General features: G+C 46.5%; 4 protein-coding genes. All 4 read left to right on the top strand.

What is annotated here, in order from left to right; translation table 11 throughout:
- Positions 1–192 precede the first annotated feature (192 nt).
- A complete protein-coding gene (locus EXE45_RS16140) occupies positions 193–870 on the top strand; it encodes a hypothetical protein (protein WP_137694921.1) in 678 nt (225 codons plus the stop codon).
- 52 nt (positions 871–922) lie between these two features.
- A complete protein-coding gene (locus EXE45_RS16135; protein WP_137694920.1) occupies positions 923–1942 on the top strand; it encodes a hypothetical protein in 1020 nt (339 codons plus the stop codon).
- Positions 1943–1987: 45 nt separating this feature from the next.
- On the top strand, positions 1988–2638 hold the full coding sequence (locus EXE45_RS16130) for a hypothetical protein (RefSeq protein ID WP_137694919.1): 651 nt from the start codon (positions 1988–1990) through the stop codon (positions 2636–2638).
- Positions 2638–3140: hypothetical protein (locus tag EXE45_RS16125; protein ID WP_199233651.1), on the top strand; the 503-nt coding region annotated here is incomplete at its 3' end. The genes EXE45_RS16130 and EXE45_RS16125, both read left to right, overlap by 1 nt.

The raw sequence follows: 3140 nt of genomic DNA, 5'->3' as shown, positions 1-3140 counted from the left end.
CTGGTTTGATATTGACGTCGACGTCTGTGGGGTTGCGGAGTTCGACGGGCTACAGCACCCAATACAGGCACAGGGAGCGGCGATTACGTGGAAATTCAGATCACAGAACGACTGAAATGTTCGAGCGAGAAACAAGCGGTTTCAATTAACGAATAGCTAGGGTTTTTCATCTTCGTTGTTTATTTAGATATCATGAAGTCGGGTGTAATCGGAATCGTCAAGGGTAAACCACGGCAGGTGGAGTCGTATCACCGTACCGTCGAGCAGGATGGTACGCCATTAACCGAGTGTATTGAGGTAACCCAGACACACGATAATGTGGGAAGTGGATTCACAGTCCAGACAGGCCGCGCAGCCGTTCAGTCGATTGTTCAGGAAGAGACCGTACAGATAACCGATCAGGGCGAGATCGCGGTTATCGAGGAGGGTCAACGTCAGACAAAATATACGGAATTCGTCTTTGTACCCGGTGAATTTGTAGTGGTCGACAGTGGCTCCGGCGTATTCCTCTTCGACATGTTGAGAGACATTGTCGGACTAGAGTCCGTTGAGAGGGCAGAGTTCGACTTGGCTGAGTTCCTGTCGGAACACAGTGAGAGTACACCTTGGCAGGTCGGGTTCTATGGGGTTGGTAGTGAAGCGGAAAAGGGCGTAGTATACGGTGAAAATGTACTTAGTGACGCCCACATTGGGAACACGCTAAAGACCTCGAACAAGAACCAAGTAGGTGTAAATCACCGGAGGGGAGAAGAGAAGGTGAAGGTGAGTCTAACTGAAAGTGGATACATCGACGTATACCAGCCGAGTAATTACGAATCAACTGACTTTGCTGAGTATGTCATTGACGAGATTATCCATCTGAACAAATAATAAGATGGATAAAATTTATACCATACAGACACATCACTTCGAATAATAATCCATGCCAGAGGAAAACGAATTTAGCTATAGCGGCTATCTGATATTCAATTCCGTTCTGGAGTTCGAAGACAATTCTAACATCTATTCAGACGATTCGGTAACTACTGTCGAGTCCGAGATCCACGATGATCTACCCGAGTTCGAGCCCGGGTCATTCAGCCAACCTGGAGACGGGTTTGAGCTACTGAGCATTCGAGACTATATACGCGATGACGAAGAGGTTGACGAGGAATTGGAAGCACTCGCCGATGACTTACTCGGGATCCGCTACCAGTATGAAACCTTCATTGAAAAAGAAGCCGAAGTCAACGGCGAACGTCAAATAGTACAAATACCGACTATCAACGACGTAGACGCTTACTGGGTACATCCGGAGTTCATTGCGTTGCGGGGTCAAAAGGGTGAAATGGAGTCGGCGAAGGAACGGCTACAGCGAGTCCTGTCTACTGGAGTACTACTTCGAGAAATTCAATTTGACGCGGACTTTCTGCTGTGGCTCTTTTACAAATATCGCACCGATGATGACCCTACTTCGAGTCTTGGCATCCGGAAGCTGACCGACTCTGAAGCGAAAGGTCGTGAGGATTACTTTGGTCGCAGTAACATCGTTAGCGACTCGCAGAACTTAGGACAGTCAACCCCTCTCCTTATCGGAATTCTACGGCAAAAGAGCGTCTCGATGCTTGAGGGCTTCTTCACGATGGACGGGGTACAGATAGCCGCTAAAATAGAGAAAACGAAGATACACGTCAAAGCGTCGAAGGGAGCGATCAGTGAGACCACGAACGATACTCTTCGCGTAGCCCTCGCCATAAGATTCGTTAGAGAACTAGTCGAGCTGTATGAACACTGGGAGTCCCTCGATCCTGTGGACAAGTATCCCCCCTTCGAGTTTTTCGAAGGTATCTACGAAGAGTGTATCAACCAAGGAGTGAGGATCGATACGATCCCGGATACACTACTGCGTCGCTTTGCGAACTTGCGTGATGAACCGCCGTCTGAGTGGAACGTCGGAATATGATGGTGAGGTAAAAAGACCCATATATCCCTATTGTAATACGTAGATATGGTCAGTGTCCGTAAAGCTAGCTCGGATCTTTCTCAGTGGGAGTCATCCCTACCGGGCTTGTCGAACGGACAACTCGTTATTACCTCGGTCGAGGTAACTGATGTTGTCCCGCTGTTCGAAGAATATCCATATAGCGATCAGCAAATTCTCAAAGCTCAATTCAAATACGAAACAACGAATCCCTTTGATGAGTCTGTGAAGAGGGAATACTCCGGAGAACTTTCCTATCGAAGTGGATCCGACATCATACTAGTGAGTACAGAGTCGGATACGCCATCCAGTGGAGAGATCATACAAAAACTGGGGAAAATTCTACCTGAAAATGTCGACATCTACCCCGGTCTGTTTCCCACTAGACAAGCTATCTGGAATTTCATAAAAGAAGCTGATGAGGTGTTGGAAGTCGAGGTTCTGTATAACGGAGAGATACGTTCGCATAGCGAGATTGACGATCTTAATCTCGCAGACATAGCGGGTGAATATATTGTAGAGAGAGCAGACATCGTATTTGAAAGAAATAAACAGAATATATTGGTTACATACGCCGATGACTCCCTTAACATACAGAACCAGGGAGAAAAAGGTGAAATCAATGATGATACAGAATTCATCACCCAGATATTTGAAAGAGAGGTTATTAATAAATAATGGCACCTGTCGAATCGATCTCGATAAAGACACCAGCTATTACTGACGGTGGCTCCTGGGGAGAGGGCAATGATGGCTCTGGAAATGGTGGATTTGGAAACGGAATTAGTATTGGGATAGATCCCCTGATAGATGGAGAAGAAGACGAATCTGATGAAGACAGTTCTAACAGGGATTTAGTCCGTATATATTCTGAAGAGAGTGGACTGGTAGGCCGCGCAAAGATTACATTTGTCGTTCCAAATGCCTGTGGGGATTTACCAATCTATTTCGAATCGGAAGGACCTCTATATTCAGGTGTTAGGGGTACCAAACATTCAACATTTGACACTGGTTCAAGAGTACTAAATCTACGTACCAACGAAGCCCTCTCGGATGGTGGAATCTTAGAAATTAGGGCTAACACGGAATACCTACCAAGAGATCGGTATTTACTCACGATATCGGATGTTAGGGCACAGGAGGTGCTAGAAGAAGTGGAATTGGTCAAGAATGCCGCCGT

The sequence above is a fragment of the Halorubrum sp. SP9 genome, assembly GCF_005435015.1.
In the GTDB taxonomy this organism is placed as follows: Archaea; Halobacteriota; Halobacteria; order Halobacteriales; family Haloferacaceae; genus Halorubrum; species Halorubrum sodomense.
Note: the sequence above shows the minus strand (reverse complement) of the source record. Positions and strands in the feature narration are given on the sequence as shown.

Coding starts and splice junctions, on each gene's coding strand:
- EXE45_RS16140 (WP_137694921.1), top strand. CDS start 193: ATGAAGTCGGGTGTAATCGGAATCGTCAAGGGTAAACCACGGCAGGTG.
- EXE45_RS16135 (WP_137694920.1), top strand. CDS start 923: ATGCCAGAGGAAAACGAATTTAGCTATAGCGGCTATCTGATATTCAAT.
- EXE45_RS16130 (WP_137694919.1), top strand. CDS start 1,988: ATGGTCAGTGTCCGTAAAGCTAGCTCGGATCTTTCTCAGTGGGAGTCA.